The sequence below is a fragment of the Streptomyces ficellus genome (assembly GCF_030406405.1).
GTDB classification, from domain to species: Bacteria; Actinomycetota; Actinomycetes; order Streptomycetales; family Streptomycetaceae; genus Streptomyces; species Streptomyces ficellus_B.
Window position 1 is genome coordinate 210,619 of record NZ_JAUEPL010000001.1, and the last position, 17,353, is coordinate 227,971.

Consider the following 17,353-nt stretch of genomic DNA (forward strand, 5'->3'; position numbering starts at 1 on the left):
AGCGGGAGACCTTACCCGCGCGGCGGACGACCGGTCGCGCCGTGCCAAGCTTGGGTGTATGCAGCCCTCCGACGCGGCTTTGGCCCCCCAGTACGACGAACGTCTCACCGCTCCCCGCTCCTGGTGGCTGATCGCCGCCCTGCTGGGCGTCTCCGGCGGGTTGATCATGCTTCCGCTGGGCACCCTGCCGATGCTGGGCGGCCTGATCGTCGCGGGCGCGCTGGCGGCGATGGGGGTCAGTTCGTACGGCTCCGCGCGGATCCGTGTGGTGGCGGGCTCGCTGGTGGCGGGCGACGCCCGCATCCCGGTGTCGGCGCTCGGCGAGCCGGAGGTGCTGGACGCCGAGGAGGCGCGCGCCTGGCGCACGTACAAGGCCGATACGCGCGCCTTCATGCTGATGCGCGGCTATGTCCCGGAGGCCGTCCGCGTCGAGGTGACGGACCCGGCCGATCCGACGCCGTACGTCTATGTGTCGAGCCGCGAACCGAAGGCCCTGGCAGCGGCGCTCACGCACGCACGGGCGCCGCAGGACCCTCAGGACCCGCAGGACCCGCCGGCCTAGAAACCGAGCTCCTTGGGGTTCTCGGGCTGGTCCAGCGGGGGCAGCTCGGCAAGCGCGTCCCAGGGCACCTGGCGGCGGCGCAGGTCCGCGCGGATGTGCTCGGCGAGCTTCTTGGTGTCGCGCCGGTTCATCACGGCGCCGACTGCGGCGCCGACCATGAACGGCATCAGGTTCGGCAGGTTGCGCGCCATGCGCTTCATGATCTGATGGCGGAGCTGGCGCTTCATACCGCCGCCCAGGGCGGCGTTGACGGTGGCGGGCTTGGTGACGTCGATCCCGCGCTCCTCCGTCCAGGAGGTGAGGTACGCCGTCGCGCGCTGTCTGACGTTTCCCGGGGGGCGCTGGCCGTACACCTCGTGGAGTTCGGCGATGAGCTTCAGTTCGATCGCCGCGACGCCGGTGATCTCGGCGGCCAGCTCGGCCGGCATCGCGGGGGGTACGGGCAGCATGGCGGCCACGCCCACGCCGGCGCCCACGGTGGAGGTGGCATTGGCCGCGCCCGCGATCAGTTTGTCCGCGAGCTGCTCGGGGCCAAGGCCCGGGAACTGTCTGCGCAAGGTGGCCAGGTCGCGGACGGGAACGCGCGGGGCGTTGTCGATGAGCCGGTCGGCGAGATGGGACAGGCCCGCCCTGGCGCCTTGGCGGCCCTTCTGTACGCCACGCCTGACGGCGTCCATGCGCCGTGCCCTGACCGGCTTCCCTGCCCCTCCGGCTGCCTCGAGCGAGGCCGAGGGGCCTCGCTCGTCATCACGCGCGCCGGGGGAGGGCAGGAGGGCGGAGTGCTCGGCGGGCGCGTGGTGGGCGCCTGCCGGGTCTGTGCCGCCCTGGTACGCCTCCGGCTTCCTGCTACGGAGCCGGAAGCGTCGCTTCCGATACGGGGTGTCGCCTGCCACGGCCGACCGGACCTCAGTCGCAGTCTCGGCAGATCGGCTGACCGTTCTTCTCGCGAGCCAGCTGGCTGCGGTGGTGGACCAGGAAGCAGCTCATGCAGGTGAACTCGTCCGCCTGCTTGGGCAGCACCCGGACGGCCAGCTCCTCGTTCGAGAGGTCGGCGCCAGGCAGCTCCAGCCCCTCCGCGGCCTCGAACTCGTCGACGTCGACGGTCGAGGTCGACTTGTCGTTCCGCCGTGCCTTCAGCTCTTCAAGACTGTCCGAGTCGACGTCGTCGTCGGTCTTGCGTGGGGTGTCGTAATCCGTTGCCATGTCGCTCTCCCCCTCTGGGTGTTTGCGGTGTCTCCAGCGCACGTAACGCGTGAGAGGCCGGACTTGTGCCCGACCTGAGGCGGAGATTTTGCCTCACATCAAGGTCTGTTACTCAATCGACACCCAACCGGACCCCTCACGAGTGATCGGGTTTAGGTGGCGAACGGGACCGTACACGGTCCGGAAGCCGCGCCTTACAGGCACCACCCCGTGTACTTCCCGTGATCCAGCCCCCTGGAAACCCGGACTTTTCCTGGTTTTCCGGGGGAATTCTTGATCACGGAGAGTAGATGGCCGGAAACGGTCCCTTGTGATCGATCACACACGGAGACCCCGGGAACAGGTCCCGAAAATTCCGCGCAAAGCGAACACGATTGACGGCTCATCCGGCATTTCACGCAGGAAGCGTGACCCGCATGACGAGGCCGCCGCCCTCTCGGGGCTCCGCGATGATACGGCCCCCGTGAGCCCGCGCGACCGACCGGGCGATCGACAGCCCCAGTCCCACGCCCTTGTCGCTGCCCGTGCGGTCCTGCCGCAGCCTGCGGAACGGCTCGAAGAGATTGTCGATCTCGTACGCCGGGACCACCGGCCCCGTGTTCGAGACCACCAGGACCGCCTGGCCGTGCTGGGTCTCGGTGGTGACCTCCACCCAGCCGCCGTCGACGTTGTAGCGCACCGCGTTCTGCACCAGGTTCAGGGCGATCCGCTCCAGCAGCACGCCGTTGCCCTGTACGACGGCGGGGGCGCGCTCGCCACGGATTTCCACGCCCTTCGCCTCGGCCTCCGCGCGGGTCTGGTCGATGGCGCGGGAGGCGACCTCCGCGAGGTCGACGGGCTTGCGCTCGACGACCTCGTTGTCGCTGCGGGCGAGCAGCAGGAGCCCCTCCACCAGCTGCTCGCTGCGCTCGTTGGTCGCCAGCAGCGTCCTGCCCAGCTGCTGGAGCTCCACGGGCGCCCCGGGGTCGGAGAGGTGGACCTCCAGGAGGGTCCGGTTGATCGCCAGCGGCGTGCGCAGCTCGTGCGAGGCGTTGGCGACGAACCGCTGCTGCGCGGTGAACGCCCGCTCCAGCCGGTCCAGCATGTCGTCGAAGGTGTCCGCGAGCTCCTTCAGCTCGTCGTCCGGGCCGTCCAGCTCGATCCGGCGCGACAGGTCCGTGCCCGCCACATTGCGGGCGGTGCGGGTGATGCGGCCCAGCGGTGACAGGACACGGCCGGCCATGGCGTACCCGAAGGCGAAGGCGATGATGCTCAGGCCGAGGAGCGCAAAGAGCGAACGGCGCAGCAGGTCGTCCAGCGCGTGCTGGCGCTGCTGGTTGACGCAGGCGTTCATCGCCTCGTTGAACTCGCTGGGACCGGCCCGCTCCGGGAAATTGCAGACGGTGCTGGTCACCTGGCCGTCCACGATCTTGAACGGCAGTTCGCTGCCGATGTGGAGGGCCTGCGCGGCCAGCAGGTAGATGATCGACAGCAGCAGGATGCCGGCGATCAGGAACATCCCGCCGTACAGCAGGGTGAGCCGTATGCGGATGGTCGGGCGCAGCCACGGGCGGACGGGTTCCCGTGGGTCCCAGGTGGGTTTGGGGGGCGCCTGCGGCGGCGCGGGAGTCGTGGCCACGGGTCAGATCCGGTAGCCGGAGCCCGGCACGGTGACGATCACCGGCGGCTCTCCGAGCTTGCGGCGCAGCGTCATCACGGTGACGCGTACGACGTTGGTGAACGGGTCGGTGTTCTCGTCCCAGGCCTTCTCCAGCAGCTGCTCGGCCGAGACGACCGCGCCCTCGCTGCGCATCAGGACCTCCAGCACCGCGAATTCCTTGGGCGCCAGCTGGATCTCCTTGCCGTCCCGGAACACCTCACGCCGGTTGGGGTCGAGCTTGATGCCGGCCCGTTCCAGCACGGGCGGCAGCGGGACCGTCGTGCGCCGGCCCAGCGCCCGTACGCGGGCGGTGAGCTCGCTGAACGCGAAGGGCTTGGGGAGGTAGTCGTCCGCGCCGATCTCCAGGCCCTCCACACGGTCGCTGACGTCACCGGAGGCGGTGAGCATCAGAACGCGGGTGGGCATCCCGAGATCGACGATCTTGCGGCAGACGTCGTCGCCGTGGACGAGCGGCAGGTCGCGGTCGAGGACGACCACGTCGTAGTCGTTGACCCCGATGCGCTCCAGCGCGGCCGCCCCGTCGTACACGACGTCGACGGCCATGGCCTCCCGGCGCAGTCCGGTGGCCACCGCATCGGCGAGCAGTTGCTCGTCCTCGACGACGAGTACGCGCACGGCGTTGTTCCTTCCTCCGAGCCCGGCTCCGGGCAGATTCTCCGCACTGACTGTGCGTATCCATCCTGCCCCTTACGCGCGTAAACCGGCTGTAAGGCGACCTGAGGGCCGGGGGCGGCAGGAGGGGGCCAGTGGGGCGATACGGGAATCAACCGAATTCACGGACGAGTTGAGGTTTCCGTGAGGAAGCCCATGGGGAGGACGACTGCACACCCGAGATCACGCCCCGTATGTGGCGCGCCACACTCCACTCTGTCCTCCAGAGGTGTTGTGCGTGATCGATTGACAACCCTCGGCACACCCCCGTGCCACCGACCCATGACGAGGGGGCGCACGATGGACGCTTTCACCGCAGGACTGCTGCAGCGCATAAGGGCCACGGAGACCGACCTCACACGGGCTCGCGAGACGGGAGACGACTTCCTGGCCGACGTCGAGCAGGCGGAGCTCGACGACCTGCGCCGCCTCGCGGCGGAACACGGCGTGGAGATCACCCCCGCGAACGCCTGATCCCACCGGCGCGCCGGCCCCGATGCCCCAGCCAGGGCATCGGGGCCTTTCGCGTGTCCGGGGGCCGCGCACCTCAGTCGTGCCAGGCGCCGAACTCCTCAAGGAGCGCCTGGAGCGGCTCGAAGACGCCCGGGGAGGCCGCCACCGCCAGTTCGCCCGACGGCGGCGTGCCGGGACGGCCGCCGGTCAGGGCGCCGGCTTCCCGGGCGATGAGGGCCCCGGCTGCCAGGTCCCAGGGGCTGAGGCCCCGCTCGTAGTAGCCGTCGAGGCGGCCCGCGGCGACGTCGCTCAGGTCGATCGCCGCTGAGCCGCCGCGGCGGATGTCCCGCAGCCTCGGGATCAGGCGGCGCGCCACGTCCGCCTGGTGGGCCCGGACCTCGGCCACGTAGTTGAAACCGGTCGAGACCAGGGCCTGGTCCAGCGGCGGGGCGGGCCGGCAGCGGATGGGCCGGTCGTTGAGGAACGCGCCGCCGCCGAGGACCGCGCGGAAGGTCTCACCGCGCATCGGGGCCTCCACGACCCCGACGACGGTCCGGCCGTTCCGCTCGGCGGCGATGGACACGGCCCAGGTCGGCAGGCCGTACAGGTAGTTCACCGTGCCGTCCAGCGGGTCGACGACCCAGCGGACGCCGCTGACGCCCTCGGTGACACCGCCCTCCTCGCCGAGGAGGCCGTCGTCGGGGCGGTGCTCCGCCAGGAAGCCGGTGATCAGCTTCTCGGCGGCGATGTCCATCTCGGTGACGACGTCGATGGGGCTCGACTTGGTGGCCTGAACGCCGAGGTCGGCCGGGCGGCCGTCGCGCAGCAGCGCACCGGCCCGGCGCCCGGCCTCCAGGGCCAGCTCCAGCAGCTCGTCCAGGAGCGGGTCGTCGGTTCCTGCGTCGTTCGCTGCGTTGTTCCCTGCGTCGCTCGTCACGGCGTCTCCTTACGCGTACGGGCTGTCGGCGCCCGCCGCCGCGGGACGCTCGGTACGGGCCGGGCAGCAGCCGATCGGGCACAGGTCGTGCGAGGGGCCGAGGGCCCCCAGCGCGCACCGCTCCACCACTGTGCCGCGCTCGGCCGCCGCGCGCTCCAGGACCAGGTCGCGGACGGCGGCCGCGAAGCGCGGATCGTCGCCCACAGTGGCCGACCGGCGCACCGGGAGCCCCAGCTCGGCGGCCTTGGCCGTGGCCTCGGTGTCCAGGTCGTACAGGACCTCCATGTGGTCCGAGACGAAGCCGATCGGGACCATGACCACCGCGGGCGCCCCGGCGGCGTGCAGCCTCTCCAGGTGGTCGCAGATGTCCGGCTCCAGCCACGGGATGTGCGGGGCGCCGCTGCGGGACTGGTAGACCAGCTGCCAGGGGTGCTCGACGCCCGTCTGGTCCCGTACGGCGTCGGCGATCAGCTTCGCGACGTCCAGGTGCTGTGTGACGTAGGCGCCGCCCTCGCCGTGCTCCTCGACCGGGCCGGAGGTGTCGGCGGCGGACGTGGGGATGGAGTGCGTGGTGAAGGCGAGGTGGGCCCCGGGGCGGACGGACTCGTCCAGCTCGGCCAGCGACTTCAGTACGCCGTCGATCATGGGGCGGACGAACCCGGGGTGGTTGAAGTAATGCCGCAGCTTGTCGACGCGGGGCAGCGGGAGCCCTTCCGCTTCCAGCGTGGCCAGGGCGTCCGCCAGGTTCTCGCGGTACTGGCGGCAGCCGGAGTACGAGGCGTACGCGCTGGTCGCGAGGACAGCGATATGGCGGCGGCCGTCCATGACCATCTCGCGCAGCGTGTCGGTGAGGTACGGGGCCCAGTTCCGGTTGCCCCAGTACACCGGGAGGTCGAGGCCCGCGCCGGCGAAGTCCTCGCGCAGCGCGGCGAGCAGCGCGCGGTTCTGGTCGTTGATCGGGCTGACGCCGCCGAAGAGGAAGTAGTGCTGCCCCACTTCCTTGAGGCGCTCCTTGGGGATGCCACGCCCCCGGGTCACGTTCTCCAGGAACGGGACCACGTCGTCGGGGCCCTCGGGCCCGCCGAAGGACAGCAGCAGCAGGGCGTCGTACGGAGCGGGGTCACGCTGATCGGCCATGGGATCGATCCTGCCACCCGGGTCTGACAGCCGGAAAACCGCCGTGCACTGTCACCCGTTCGGCCGTAATCTGTGAAGGCTGCCCACACGCCTTACGCCACGCGCCCTACGCCTCACCGGCCGGAGTCTCCCTTGCCCAGTCCGTACCGTGCGATCTTCTCCGCCCCCGGCACCGTCGGGTTCTCCGCCGCCGGCTTCTTCGGCCGGATGCCGCTGGCCATGATGGGCATCGGCATCGTCACGATGATCTCCCAGCTCACCGGGCGCTACGGACTGGCGGGCGCGCTCTCCGCGACGCTCGCCGTCTCCGCCGCCGTGCTCGGCCCTCAGGTCTCCCGCCTGGTCGACCGGTACGGCCAGCGCCGGGTGCTGCGCCCGGCCACACTGATCACGGTCGTGGCCGTGGCGGGGCTGCTGATCTGCGCGCAGCAGGGGCTGCCGGAGTGGACGCTGTTCGTCTTCTCTGCGGCCGCCGGCTGTGTGCCGAGCATCGGCGCGATGACCCGCGCCCGCTGGGCGACGATCTACCAGGGCTCGCCGCGCGAGCTGCACACCGCGTACTCCTTCGAGTCGATCATCGACGAGGTGTGCTTCATCTTCGGCCCGATCGTCTCCATCGGACTGTCGACCGTCTGGTTCCCGGAGGCGGGCCCGCTGCTGGCCGCCCTCTTCCTGCTGGCCGGTGTGTGGTGGCTGACCGCGCAGCGCGGCACCGAGCCCAAGCCGCACCCCGTCGAGCAGCACACCGGCGGCTCGGCGCTGCGCTCCCCCGGGCTCCAGGTGCTGGTGGCCGCGTTCGTCGCCACCGGCGCCATCTTCGGCGCGGTGGACGTGGTGACGGTGGCGTTCGCCGAGGAGGAGGGCCACAAGGCCGCCGCCAGCGTGGTGCTCGCGGTGTACGCGCTGGGCTCGTGCCTGGCGGGCGCGGTCTTCGGGCTGCTGCACCTGAAGGGTGAGCCGTCCCGCCGCTGGGTCCTGGGCGTCTGCGCGATGGCGGTGAGTATGATCCCCCTCCAACTGGCCGGGAACCTGCCGTTGCTGGCCGTGGCGCTCTTTGTCGCGGGCCTTGCCATCGCGCCGACGATGGTGACGACCATGGCACTCGTCGAGGCGCACGTACCGCGCACCAAACTGACCGAGGGCATGTCCTGGACGGGTACCGGGCTCGCGGTCGGCGTGGCGCTCGGCTCCTCGGCCGCGGGCTGGGTGGTCGACGCCCGGGGGGCGGCTGCGGGGTACGCGGTGCCCGGCATCGCGGGAGTGCTCGCGGCCGTGGTGGCGTTCCTGGGGTACCGCCGGCTGCGCGAGCCGGTGCCGACGCGGGAGGGGCAGCGTGAGCGGGACTCTCAAGGGTATGGACAGCCGGAGCGCCAGCACATGGCGTAACTGGGCGGGAAACGTGGCCGCCAGGCCCGTGCGGGAGGCCCGTCCCGCCTCGGTGCGGGAACTGGCCGACACGGTGCTGCGGGCCGCCGAGGAGGGCCTGCGGGTCAAGACGGTCGGTACGGGCCACTCGTTCACCTCCATCGCCGCCACCGACGGCGTGCTGATCCGCCCGGACCTGCTGACCGGTATCCGGCGGATCGACCGCCGGGAGATGACCGTGACGGTGGAGTCCGGCACCCCGCTGAAGCGGCTGAACGTGGCGCTCGCCCGCGAGGGCCTGTCGCTGGCCAACATGGGCGACATCATGGAGCAGACGGTCGCGGGCGCGACCAGCACCGGTACGCACGGCACGGGCCGTGACTCGGCGTCGATCGCCGCGCAGATCAGGGAACTGGAGCTGGTCACGGCGGACGGGCGGGTGCTGACCTGCTCCGAGAAGGAGAACCCCGAGGTCTTCGCCGCCGCCCGGATCGGCCTGGGCGCGCTGGGCGTGGTGTCCGCCATCACCTTCGCCGTGGAGCCCCTTTTCCTGCTCCACGCGCGCGAGGAGCCGATGACCTTCGACCGGGTCACGTCGGAGTTCGACGCGCTGCACGCGGAGAACGAGCACTTCGAGTTCTACTGGTTCCCGCACACCGGCAACTGCAACACCAAGCGCAACAACCGCAGCGCGGGCCCGGCGGCCCCGCCCGGGCGGATCAGCGGCTGGATCGAGGACGAGTTCCTCTCCAACGGCATGTTCCAGGTGGTGAACTCGATCGGCCGGGCAGTGCCCGCGGCCATCCCGGCGATCGCCAAGGTCTCCAGCCGGGCGCTGTCCGCGCGTACGTACACCGACATCCCCTACAAAGTCTTCACAAGTCCGCGCCGGGTGCGGTTCCTGGAGATGGAATACGCGGTTCCGAGGGAGGCCGCGATCGGTGCGCTGCGCGAGCTGAAGGCGATGGTCGACCGGTCGGCGCTGCGGGTCAGCTTCCCGGTGGAGGTACGAACGGCGCCCGCGGACGACATCGCGCTCTCCACGGCATCGGGCCGGGAGAGCGCGTACATCGCCGTCCACATGTACAAGGGCACGCCGTACCGGTCGTACTTCACGGCGGCGGAACGGATCATGACGGCGCACGGGGGGCGGCCGCACTGGGGCAAGCTGCATACCCGGGACGCCGGGTACCTCGCGGAGGTCTATCCGCGCTTCGGCGAGTTCACCGCGCTGCGCGACCGGCTGGACCCGGAGCGGATGTTCGGCAACGACTATCTGCGGCGGGTCCTGGGCGCCTGACGGGGATCAACCGGAGGGTTGGGGCGACCCGGACGGCTGGTCTCCGCCGGTCGCGCCGGTATCGGGTTCGTCGGTTGTGGATGGTGTGGGGGTGGGGGTCGGCGTGGGAGTCGCTGGAGTGGTGGTGGGGGTGGGGGCCGGGGTGCCGTCGTCGCCGCCCGTTCCGGTACCCGGGCCCGGCGTCTGCCGCTGGTGCCGCTCCCGCTCCTGGTGCTGCTGATGCCGGTACGGGGAGGGGGACGGCCGGGGCGCCGAGTCGCCGCCGCGTACGACGGAGGTGATGGTCGTCCCCCTGCCACCGCTGAGGTCCTGACCGGATATCAGCTCGTACGCGGTGATGCCGACCATGGCCAGGCCGAAGACCAGCGCCGCCGCGATGGCGGAGCGCTTCCAGCCGCGCACGCGGGTGGCGTACGTGGCGGCCCCGCCGAACTCGCGCACCCGCTCGGCCGTGGATCTGAGCAGGTGCTGGAATATCGAACCGCCGCAGGTGGCGATGACGCTGATCACACCGGCGCCGAGGACCGTGCCGTACACACCCATCTTGGAAGCCAGTTTGGCGGCCACGACGGCCGCGACGGCACTGCCGGCGACCTGGGCGGCGTTCAGGTCGAGCCGCTTCCTCCTCTCCGCTCTCCCTTCTGTCCCGGTATTCGGCGTGTACACCTTCTGGTCCGTCTTTGGTCTCATCTCACCCATCTATCCCAGCATGCAAGGAGAAGGGGCGTTTGGGCGAAGCGAATAGTTCCCTTTATGCCGATTCCATGAAGGCCGCCAAGCCTGACGGGTGGTCAGAAACCCCAACTGCCGTACGCCGAGAGAACTTCGATGGCGCGCCGGTCCACCCAGGTGGCCCGAATGGAGTACTGTGGCGAGCCCTGGGTCCCGATCCCTTTCGGGCGTCCGGGGCCAACGGGAGGGAGCCGAAAGCGGCACTCGATCCGGCGGCGCCGCGGCACCGCACGGCCGCTTGCTGCACAGAGTAACCACACCGGTCACCCTGCGTGGCAAATAGGTAACCGTGCCATAACGGCGTTCCAGGGCCCATGCCCGACACGCCGGGCAACTCGGCAAGGTTGTGGCAGGCTGCACCCGGGCAGGCCACACTCGACTAGCGGAAGCAGCGACGCAGGTGACGTCGGCAGGCACCACCCGGGAGGTCCCCATGCCCGAACTGCGTGTCGTGGCCGTCTCCAACGACGGCACACGACTGGTGCTGAAGGCTGCTGACAACACGGAGTACACGCTTCCGATCGACGAACGGCTGCGCGCCGCCGTACGCAACGACCGTGCCCGGCTGGGCCAGATCGAGATCGAGGTGGAGAGCCACCTCCGGCCGCGCGACATCCAGGCGCGTATACGTGCGGGTGCTTCCGCCGAAGAGGTCGCCCAGATGGCGGGCATCCCCGTCGAGCGCGTACGCCGCTTCGAGGGCCCCGTGCTCGCCGAGCGTGCCTTCATGGCGGAGCGGGCCCGCAAGACGCCCGTGCGCCGGCCCGGCGAGAACGCCGGGCCGCAGCTCGGCGAGGCGGTGCAGGAGCGGCTGGTGCTGCGCGGCGCCGACAAGGACACCGTGATGTGGGACTCCTGGCGCCGGGACGACGGCACCTGGGAGGTGCTGCTGGTCTACCGCGTCGCGGGCGAGGTGCACTCGGCGAGCTGGACGTACGACCCGCCCAGGCGGCTCGTCCAGGCCGTGGACGACGAGGCGCGCGCACTGATCGGCGAGACCGACGACGCGGTGGCGGTCCAGGAACCGAGCTTCCCGTTCGTACCGCGCATCGCACGCCTCCCCCGCGACCGGCCGCTGGACCGCGCCCTGGACCGGCAGATCGAGCGGCCCCCGGCTCCCGCGCCCGAGCCGGACGAGGAGCCCGAGCGCGACTCGCTGACCAGCCTGCTGGAGGCGGTGCCGAGCTTCCGGGGCGACATGGTCGTTCCGGAGCGCCCGCCCGCGTCCGAGACCGCCGAGATCGAGTCCGAGGAGTCGGCGGAGGCGGACGAGCCCCCGGCACCGGCCGCTTCGGCGGGCGCGGGCTCGGCGTACGCGGACGTGCTGATGCCGCGCGCGGTGAGCGGTCACCGCGACCGGCTGACGGGCACGACCGACCGCCAGGCGGAGGCGGACGGCGTCCGCCCGGGCCGCCGGGCGGCGGTCCCGAGCTGGGACGAGATCGTCTTCGGCACGCGCCGCAAGAAGCAGGAGTAGCGCGCCGGCAGGCCCGCCCGCCCGCCCCCTCGGCGCCGGCAGGCCCGCCCGCCCGCCCCCTCGGCGCGGGCGGGCGGGCCTGCGGGTCGGTTCGGTGCGGGGCACGCTGCACACTGTCTGTCGGCAGCCGTCGGCGGGGCCACGCGCGCAGGGATACTCGTCGCGCCCCGGTGGGCACACGGCCATCTCGGCGTGTGCCCTTGGCGGGGTCAGCCCCGGGAGGGGCCCTTGGCGACCGGGCGTGACGGGTCGGCCGACCACTCGGACCAGGAGCCCGCGTACAACGCCGCCGGGATGCCCGCGATGTCCAGGGCGAGGACCTCGTGGGCGCCCGAGACGCCCGAGCCGCAGTAGACGCCGACCTGCGGGGCGTCGGTGGCGCCCAGGGCCTTGAAGCGGGCCGCCAGCGCCTCGGCGGGCAGGAACCGGCCGTTGTCGTCGACGTTCTCCGTCGTCGGGGCCGAGGCCGCGCCCGGGATGTGCCCGCCGACCGGGTCGATCGGCTCCACGTCGCCCCGGTACCGCTCCCCCGCCCGGGCGTCCAGCAGCAGGCCCGTCCGGGCCAGGGCCGCCGCCGCGTCCGCGTCCAGCAGCGGCAGGGCGCCCGGCTCGGGCGTGAAGTCGCCGGCGGCAGGCGTGGGCGTATCGGTCGAGAGCGGGCCCGGCCAGGCCGCGAGGCCGCCGTCCAGCACCCGTACGTCCCGGTGGCCCGTCCAGCGCAGCAGCCACCACGCCCGGGCGGCTGCCCACCCCTGGCCACCGTCGTACGCCACCACCCGCGAGGACGCGCGGACACCGGCGCGGCGCATCACCGCGCCGAACTCCGCCACATCCGGCAGCGGGTGCCGGCCTCCGGCGCCGGGCGGGGCTGCCAGCTCCGTGTCCAGGTCGATGTAGACCGCTCCGGGGATGTGCCCCGCCTCGTAGGCCGGGCGGCCCGGTGGGCCACCGAGCTGCCAGCGGACGTCCAGGAGGACGGGAGGACGCGCTCCGGACAGCTCACCTGCGAGTTCGGTCGCCGAGATGATGGAGTTCATGCCCGCCATCCTCCCGCAGCCGGGCATGGACGCGCACAGAAAGCATGAACGCGCATGAACGCCGTACGGCTCGCAGAGGCGTGTGTCGGACGCGTACGGACGCGCACAGACGTGCGGCGCGCGCGTCGTGACGGCCCGAGAGCGGATGGGCAACGGAATTTCGGGCATCCTCCTGCGGGATCGCGCCAATTCGCGGCGCGGCCGGGGCGCACCGCGCGGCCGGTGGTGCAAGCATCTGACGGGGCGTACAGCCAGACCTACAGCCGGTGGCTGCCCGGCACACGCCCGGTCCCCCGCACGGCCACGACGATGGTCCGAGGAGAGAGTGACGATGACCGAGGCGAGTCGGCGCAAGCCCGGTACACCTTGTTGGGTGAGCTTGATGGTGCGTCGCCTTGATGTGACGCAGGAGTTCTACGGGGCGCTGTTCGGCTGGCGGTTCGAGCCGGGACCTCAGCAGCTCGGTCCGTATGTGCGCGGGCTGCTCGGCGGCGAGGAAGTGGCGGGTATCGGCCAGCTTCCGGCCGACAGGGACCTGTCGCCCGCCTGGACGACGTATCTGGCGTCCGACGACGCCGACGAGACCGCCGAATCCATCCGCTGCAGCGGCGGCACCGTGGCCGTCGGCCCGCTGGACGCGGCCGACGCGGGCAGGCTGGCGATCTGCTCCGACCCGACAGGCGCGGTCTTCGGCGTCTGGCAGGCCGCCGCGCACCTCGGTACGGCCGTGGTCGGCACCCCCGGCGCACCCGTATGGAACGAGCTGCTGACGCAGGAGACGGAATCGGTCAGCAAGTTCTACAAGACCGTCTTCGGATACGAGCTCGATCCGGCCGTCTCGGCCGACTGGGACCTGGTGACGCTGAAGGTGGACGACCGTCCGGTCGCCGCCTTGCACGGCGTCGGCAACAGGCTGCCGCGCGACCGGGGAGCGCACTGGATGACCTGGTTCGAAGTCGAGGACACCGACGCCGCCGCCGAGCGGGTCACCGAGCTGGGCGGTCAGGTGGTGCAGGCGCCGCGCGACGATCCGGCCGGCCGGCTGGCGACCGTCGCGGACCCGGAGGGCGCGGTGTTCACGATCGTACGGTCGGCCGGCCGCTGAGGTCCTGGTCCTGGGCGTGGTCCTGGTCCTGGTCCGGGTCCTCGGCCACGGGGAGCACGTCCGGCGAGAGCGCGGCCGCGCGGGCGGTGGCGGCCGTCATACGGCGCCGGTGGTGCCGGCGGCAGAGCACCTCATACCCGATCTCGTCCCCGGCGTTGACGTCGCCGACGACGACCTGCGCGCCCTCGACAACCATCTCACCGCCGACGGTGCGGGCGTTGTGGGTGGCGCGCGCACCGCACCAGCACAGGGCCTCGACCTGGAGCACCTCGACGCGGTCGGCCAGCTCGACAAGCCGCTGCGAGCCGGGGAACAGCTTGGAGCGGAAGTCGGTGGTGATGCCGAAGGCGAAGACGTCCAGGTCGAGGTCGTCCACGACGCGCGCGAGCTGGTCGATCTGCTCGGGTGCGAGGAACTGCGCCTCGTCGGCGATCACGTAGTCGCAGCGGCCGCCCCTGGAGAGGTGGGCGACGAGGTAGGCGTAGAAGTCGAACCCCTCGGCGGCCTCGACGGCGTCCGTGACGAGGCCGAGGCGGGAGGAGAGCTTGCCCTCGCCCGCCCGGTCGTCGCGGGTGAAGATCATGCCCTGGAGGCCGCGTGCGGAGCGGTTGTGCTCGATCTGCAGAGCGAGGGTGCTCTTTCCGCAGTCCATCGTTCCGGAGAAGAACACCAGCTCGGGCATGGGGAGGCGATGACCTTTCGGGGTCAGTGACGGTGAGGGGCGGAAGGTTTACGAGCGGACTTCGAGGAGCGGGACGAGTTGCTCCAGCAGGGTCATTTAACCGTGCCGGCAGTCTCGCTCCCGAGCAGCCCCACCGGCCGCAGCGGATGTCCCGAGGCATCCCGCCTGCCGGCACGCCCTTGCCGTCTTCGCCGGCAACGACCGCCCCCTGCGGGCCCGGGACCTGCGCCAGGCCCTCGACCTGCCCATGATCACGAAGGGCACCGAAGGCATCCGCTCCACGCTGGAACGCCTCGTCAGCCGAGGCATTCTCTCACCGAGCCCGGAACCCGGCTCGTTCACCCAGCCCCGCCCCTGACCGCCGCCTCGGGGCCGTAAACAGCCCACCTCACCCAACCTCAACCCCGAAACGGGCATCACCTCATGTATCGCCCTATCAGAGCTGCAATTTGAAGCCGATGTGCGATCCTACGAAGCCGAGCCGCTCGTAGAAGCGGTGGGCGTCCGGGCGAGCCGCATCCGAGGTCAGCTGCACCAGCTGACAATCCTGGCGGCGGGACTCCTCGACCGCCCACTCGATCAGCTGCTGACCGAGCCCCTGGCCACGCTCCGACCCATGCACGCGTACCCCCTCGATGATCGATCGGGTACTGCCGCGACGCGACAAACCAGGAATAACGGTCAGCTGCAGCGTGCCGACAACCATGTCGCCCCGCACGGCCACTACGAGGAATTGGTTCGGATCGCTTTGCAATCGCTCGTACGCGGCGAGGTACGGGGCCAAGTCGTCGGGCGACTCCCGACTGGCCCCCAGCGCATCGTCGGCCAACATGGCCACGATGGCGGGGATGTCGTCCACGACGGCAGGCCGGATACCGATATTCGTCATGAGGCGCATGATAAGCGGGCACTCACGGATGTGATCAAGGGCTGTCGGCACCGCCGGCCCCGTGGTGTCCCATTTGCAGGAACTGCCCTTTGTAAGGCCTCGTTTGCCGCTGTCGGACGCGTTGCCAACCGGTGATTCATCTCACCCTTCGAAACATTGCGTGCCTGCCGCCCCTCCTTGAAGATCGACCCGGGGTGAGCCCGGAGTGCGATCACAGCGTGATCCCGGGGGGCTCAATTGATTACTTTTCCGGGGGGAATTCGACATGTCTACCGCTCTTGACGTTCACGTTGGTGAACTTACAGAGCAGGGCCACACTCTGCTCAGAGGTATCGCAACGGACGAAGAGGCTGCCGAGGCTCTGCGCGCCTTCGGTGAGCTCGTCCCGCAGTACGACGGCTCACTGCGCTACCAGGTCAAGGCCGCGCCGGGCTTCGAGGAACGGCGCTATTCCAAGAGTGTCAACACCATCCTCGTCCACACTGAGGCGCCGGGCTGGAACCCGACGCCCAGCTACCTGGCGTTGCACTGCCGAGTCCAGGCCACTTGCGGCAGCGGCCACACCGAGCTGGCCGACATGAGGCAGTTCGTGGCCTCTCTGGGCGAGCAGGACCGCGCCGCCCTGTACGAGCGCGAGATCGAGTGGCTCGGCCACAACACCGGTGGCGTCGGCACCGAGGGCGTGCGGCGCCCCGTTGTGGAGCGCACCGAAAGCGGCCGGGAGATTCTCCGCTTCAGCTACAACCTGCTGACCACCGGGCAGTACGACCCGCCGGTCGACGCGTCCGTCGACCCCGTGGAGCTCCCGCTGGGCAGCTTCGGCATCCACCTGGCCGAGCAGGCAGAGGCGTTCTTCCGGGAGAACAAGGTCTCCGTGCTCATTCCCGAGGACTCGATCCTCGTCTGGGACAACCAGCGCATGGTGCACGCCCGCTCCGCCTACCGCGATGCGAAGCGCCACCTCACCCGCTACTGGGTCGCGGCCCAGCGCTGAGCCCCATCGCAGCGTCGCCCGCACCACGGGTTCACGGCCTGCGTTCACGCGCCCGACGCGGATGCGGCCCGCGCCGCCCAACCGGAACACCGATCTCGTAAGGCTGGAACATGACCGACGCCCAGAACACCCTGCTCGCCGACGAGGAGTTCCCCACTGGCCTGCCGGAGGAACTGAAGGGGCTGCCCGAAGGCGTGCCCAGGCACGACCCCGACGACCAGGTCGAAAGTGCCGTCATCAGCCGGCTCGTCGGCAACTGGCACCGCCGGGCGACCGTGAAGCGCGCCGAGCCCGATCTCGACGAGCTGTTCGAACTCGACCGGCCCGACTACCCGGAGGGCATCCTGCCCTTCCACGACCATCCCACCTACCAGGCGCTCGACCCCGCGAAGAAGTCGGAGCTCCTGAGCTGGGCCTGGATCGCGTACAACCGCCATACGATCATGGCCGAGCAGAAGGTGGCCAACCCGGCGTTCGCCCTGGTCATGGAGGGCGAATACCCCATGCTCCAGGACGAAGCGCTCAACATCTCGCTCGCCCAGGCGATGGTCGACGAGCAATACCACACGCTCATGCACCTCAACGCCAGCGCCGTCACCCGGCGTCGGCGCGCCATGGCGATGCCCGACAACGACCTGCCCATCTCGCACACCGCGCGCGAGCACCTGAGGCTGCGCGAGGGCGTGAGCCAGCGGTGGCAGAAGTCGCTGACCACCCTCGCCTTCGCGACGGTGTCGGAGATATCGATCAACGCCTACCTGGACCTGCTGGCGGACGACCCCGACATCCAGCCGATCAACAGCAGTACCGCCAAACTGCACAACCGTGACGAGTACTGCCACGCGTCGATCTCCGCGGTGCTGGCCGAGGTGGTGCACGACAAGCTCGACGGGGAGAAGCAGCGCTTCTTCCGCGACATGCTCTTCGAAGGCCTCGAGGCGTTCGTCGCCACGGACTACACCACCTGGCACCGGATCATGGACCTCACCGGTGTCCAAGGCGGCCACGAGATGCTCGCTGACTGTCAGGCGGAGACGAGCCGCAAGCGTCTGGTGCGCGACTACACGGGGCTGCACACGCTCATCGAGCGGATGGGCGTCCAGGAGCTCGTCGAGTTCGACTGGTCCAAGTCCCACGTAGCCCGCTGATTACGACGAGGAATCGAGACA

The 17,353-nt window shown here is 70.7% G+C and carries 18 protein-coding genes; 8 read left to right on the forward strand and 10 right to left on the reverse strand.

Going from position 1 to position 17,353, the window contains the following annotated elements; genetic code table 11:
- Positions 1–58 precede the first annotated feature (58 nt).
- The gene (locus QWM81_RS00945) at positions 59–562 is read left to right on the forward strand and encodes a DUF3093 domain-containing protein (RefSeq protein ID WP_290109416.1); all 504 of its coding nucleotides are present in this window, start codon (positions 59–61) and stop codon (positions 560–562) included.
- Here the strand turns inward: QWM81_RS00945 and QWM81_RS00950 are convergent.
- From QWM81_RS00950 to QWM81_RS00965, 4 genes are all read right to left on the reverse strand, one after another.
- Positions 559–1,455 carry a hypothetical protein gene (locus QWM81_RS00950; protein WP_290109417.1) on the reverse strand — a complete coding sequence of 299 codons (897 nt, stop codon included), beginning with the start codon at positions 1,453–1,455 and terminating at the stop codon, positions 559–561. The genes QWM81_RS00945 and QWM81_RS00950 overlap by 4 nt on opposite strands.
- A 13-nt stretch (positions 1,456–1,468) precedes the next feature.
- Positions 1,469–1,765, reverse strand: a complete 297-nt coding sequence (locus QWM81_RS00955; protein ID WP_003955561.1) for a DUF4193 domain-containing protein — start codon at positions 1,763–1,765, stop codon at positions 1,469–1,471.
- Between the two features lie 394 nt (positions 1,766–2,159).
- Positions 2,160–3,383 carry a sensor histidine kinase gene (locus QWM81_RS00960; protein ID WP_290109418.1) on the reverse strand — a complete coding sequence of 408 codons (1,224 nt, stop codon included), beginning with the start codon at positions 3,381–3,383 and terminating at the stop codon, positions 2,160–2,162.
- Positions 3,384–3,386: 3 nt separating this feature from the next.
- Positions 3,387–4,040 carry a response regulator transcription factor gene (locus QWM81_RS00965; protein WP_073755389.1) on the reverse strand — a complete coding sequence of 218 codons (654 nt, stop codon included), beginning with the start codon at positions 4,038–4,040 and terminating at the stop codon, positions 3,387–3,389.
- Between the two features lie 336 nt (positions 4,041–4,376).
- Here QWM81_RS00965 and QWM81_RS00970 point away from each other — a divergent pair, with 336 nt between their 5' ends.
- On the forward strand, positions 4,377–4,550 hold the full coding sequence (locus tag QWM81_RS00970; protein ID WP_290109419.1) for a hypothetical protein: 174 nt from the start codon (positions 4,377–4,379) through the stop codon (positions 4,548–4,550).
- A 73-nt stretch (positions 4,551–4,623) separates the two neighbouring features.
- On the opposite strand, the gene QWM81_RS00975 is transcribed toward QWM81_RS00970, so the two are convergent.
- Together QWM81_RS00975 and QWM81_RS00980 are read right to left on the reverse strand one after the other, a co-directional pair.
- Positions 4,624–5,466, reverse strand: coding sequence for an inositol monophosphatase family protein (locus tag QWM81_RS00975; RefSeq protein WP_290109420.1), 843 nt, complete (start codon positions 5,464–5,466; stop codon positions 4,624–4,626).
- A 9-nt stretch (positions 5,467–5,475) separates the two neighbouring features.
- Positions 5,476–6,603 (reverse strand): ferrochelatase, encoded by a 1,128-nt coding sequence (locus tag QWM81_RS00980; protein WP_290109421.1) that lies wholly within the window; start codon positions 6,601–6,603, stop codon positions 5,476–5,478.
- A 132-nt stretch (positions 6,604–6,735) separates the two neighbouring features.
- On the opposite strand from QWM81_RS00980, the gene QWM81_RS00985 reads away from it, so the two are divergent.
- Together QWM81_RS00985 and QWM81_RS00990 are read left to right on the forward strand one after the other, a co-directional pair.
- The gene (locus QWM81_RS00985) at positions 6,736–7,989 is read left to right on the forward strand and encodes an MFS transporter (RefSeq protein WP_290109423.1); all 1,254 of its coding nucleotides are present in this window, start codon (positions 6,736–6,738) and stop codon (positions 7,987–7,989) included.
- Positions 7,958–9,268, forward strand: coding sequence for a D-arabinono-1,4-lactone oxidase (locus QWM81_RS00990; RefSeq protein WP_290109424.1), 1,311 nt, complete (start codon positions 7,958–7,960; stop codon positions 9,266–9,268). Before QWM81_RS00985 ends, QWM81_RS00990 begins: the two co-directional genes overlap by 32 nt.
- A gap of 6 nt (positions 9,269–9,274) precedes the next feature.
- On the opposite strand, the gene QWM81_RS00995 is transcribed toward QWM81_RS00990, so the two are convergent.
- The gene (locus QWM81_RS00995) at positions 9,275–9,958 is read right to left on the reverse strand and encodes a hypothetical protein (RefSeq protein WP_290109425.1); all 684 of its coding nucleotides are present in this window, start codon (positions 9,956–9,958) and stop codon (positions 9,275–9,277) included.
- A gap of 442 nt (positions 9,959–10,400) precedes the next feature.
- On the opposite strand from QWM81_RS00995, the gene sepH reads away from it, so the two are divergent.
- Complete coding sequence (gene sepH / locus QWM81_RS01000) at positions 10,401–11,477, forward strand: septation protein SepH (protein WP_290109426.1); 1,077 nt, start codon at positions 10,401–10,403, stop codon at positions 11,475–11,477.
- 209 nt (positions 11,478–11,686) lie between these two features.
- Here sepH and QWM81_RS01005 read toward each other — a convergent pair whose 3' ends face one another.
- On the reverse strand, positions 11,687–12,514 hold the full coding sequence (locus QWM81_RS01005; protein WP_290109427.1) for a sulfurtransferase: 828 nt from the start codon (positions 12,512–12,514) through the stop codon (positions 11,687–11,689).
- A 331-nt stretch (positions 12,515–12,845) separates the two neighbouring features.
- On the opposite strand from QWM81_RS01005, the gene QWM81_RS01010 reads away from it, so the two are divergent.
- The gene (locus QWM81_RS01010) at positions 12,846–13,619 is read left to right on the forward strand and encodes a VOC family protein (RefSeq protein WP_290109428.1); all 774 of its coding nucleotides are present in this window, start codon (positions 12,846–12,848) and stop codon (positions 13,617–13,619) included.
- Here the strand turns inward: QWM81_RS01010 and QWM81_RS01015 are convergent.
- On the reverse strand, positions 13,591–14,301 hold the full coding sequence (locus QWM81_RS01015) for a thymidine kinase (RefSeq protein WP_290109429.1): 711 nt from the start codon (positions 14,299–14,301) through the stop codon (positions 13,591–13,593). The two genes, QWM81_RS01010 and QWM81_RS01015, sit on opposite strands and share 29 nt — an antisense overlap.
- 436 nt (positions 14,302–14,737) lie before the next feature.
- Positions 14,738–15,190, reverse strand: coding sequence for a GNAT family N-acetyltransferase (locus QWM81_RS01020; RefSeq protein ID WP_290109430.1), 453 nt, complete (start codon positions 15,188–15,190; stop codon positions 14,738–14,740).
- Positions 15,191–15,455: 265 nt separating this feature from the next.
- On the opposite strand from QWM81_RS01020, the gene QWM81_RS01025 reads away from it, so the two are divergent.
- Positions 15,456–16,184 carry a TauD/TfdA family dioxygenase gene (locus QWM81_RS01025; RefSeq protein ID WP_290109431.1) on the forward strand — a complete coding sequence of 243 codons (729 nt, stop codon included), beginning with the start codon at positions 15,456–15,458 and terminating at the stop codon, positions 16,182–16,184.
- A 110-nt stretch (positions 16,185–16,294) separates the two neighbouring features.
- Positions 16,295–17,332, forward strand: coding sequence for an AurF N-oxygenase family protein (locus tag QWM81_RS01030; protein WP_290109432.1), 1,038 nt, complete (start codon positions 16,295–16,297; stop codon positions 17,330–17,332).
- Positions 17,333–17,353 lie beyond the last annotated feature (21 nt).

What these genes read in the sequence shown, in the direction of transcription:
- QWM81_RS01010 (WP_290109428.1), top strand. Translation starts at nt 12,846, where the DNA reads ATGACCGAGGCGAGTCGGCGCAAGCCCGGTACACCTTGTTGGGTGAGC.
- QWM81_RS00970 (WP_290109419.1), top strand. Translation starts at nt 4,377, where the DNA reads ATGGACGCTTTCACCGCAGGACTGCTGCAGCGCATAAGGGCCACGGAG.
- QWM81_RS01030 (WP_290109432.1), top strand. Translation starts at nt 16,295, where the DNA reads ATGACCGACGCCCAGAACACCCTGCTCGCCGACGAGGAGTTCCCCACT.
- QWM81_RS00945 (WP_290109416.1), top strand. Translation starts at nt 59, where the DNA reads ATGCAGCCCTCCGACGCGGCTTTGGCCCCCCAGTACGACGAACGTCTC.
- QWM81_RS01020 (WP_290109430.1), bottom strand. Translation starts at nt 15,190, where the DNA reads ATGACGAATATCGGTATCCGGCCTGCCGTCGTGGACGACATCCCCGCC.
- QWM81_RS00995 (WP_290109425.1), bottom strand. Translation starts at nt 9,958, where the DNA reads ATGAGACCAAAGACGGACCAGAAGGTGTACACGCCGAATACCGGGACA.
- QWM81_RS00955 (WP_003955561.1), bottom strand. Translation starts at nt 1,765, where the DNA reads ATGGCAACGGATTACGACACCCCACGCAAGACCGACGACGACGTCGAC.
- QWM81_RS00990 (WP_290109424.1), top strand. Translation starts at nt 7,958, where the DNA reads ATGGACAGCCGGAGCGCCAGCACATGGCGTAACTGGGCGGGAAACGTG.
- QWM81_RS01005 (WP_290109427.1), bottom strand. Translation starts at nt 12,514, where the DNA reads ATGAACTCCATCATCTCGGCGACCGAACTCGCAGGTGAGCTGTCCGGA.
- QWM81_RS00980 (WP_290109421.1), bottom strand. Translation starts at nt 6,603, where the DNA reads ATGGCCGATCAGCGTGACCCCGCTCCGTACGACGCCCTGCTGCTGCTG.
- QWM81_RS01025 (WP_290109431.1), top strand. Translation starts at nt 15,456, where the DNA reads ATGTCTACCGCTCTTGACGTTCACGTTGGTGAACTTACAGAGCAGGGC.
- QWM81_RS01015 (WP_290109429.1), bottom strand. Translation starts at nt 14,301, where the DNA reads ATGCCCGAGCTGGTGTTCTTCTCCGGAACGATGGACTGCGGAAAGAGC.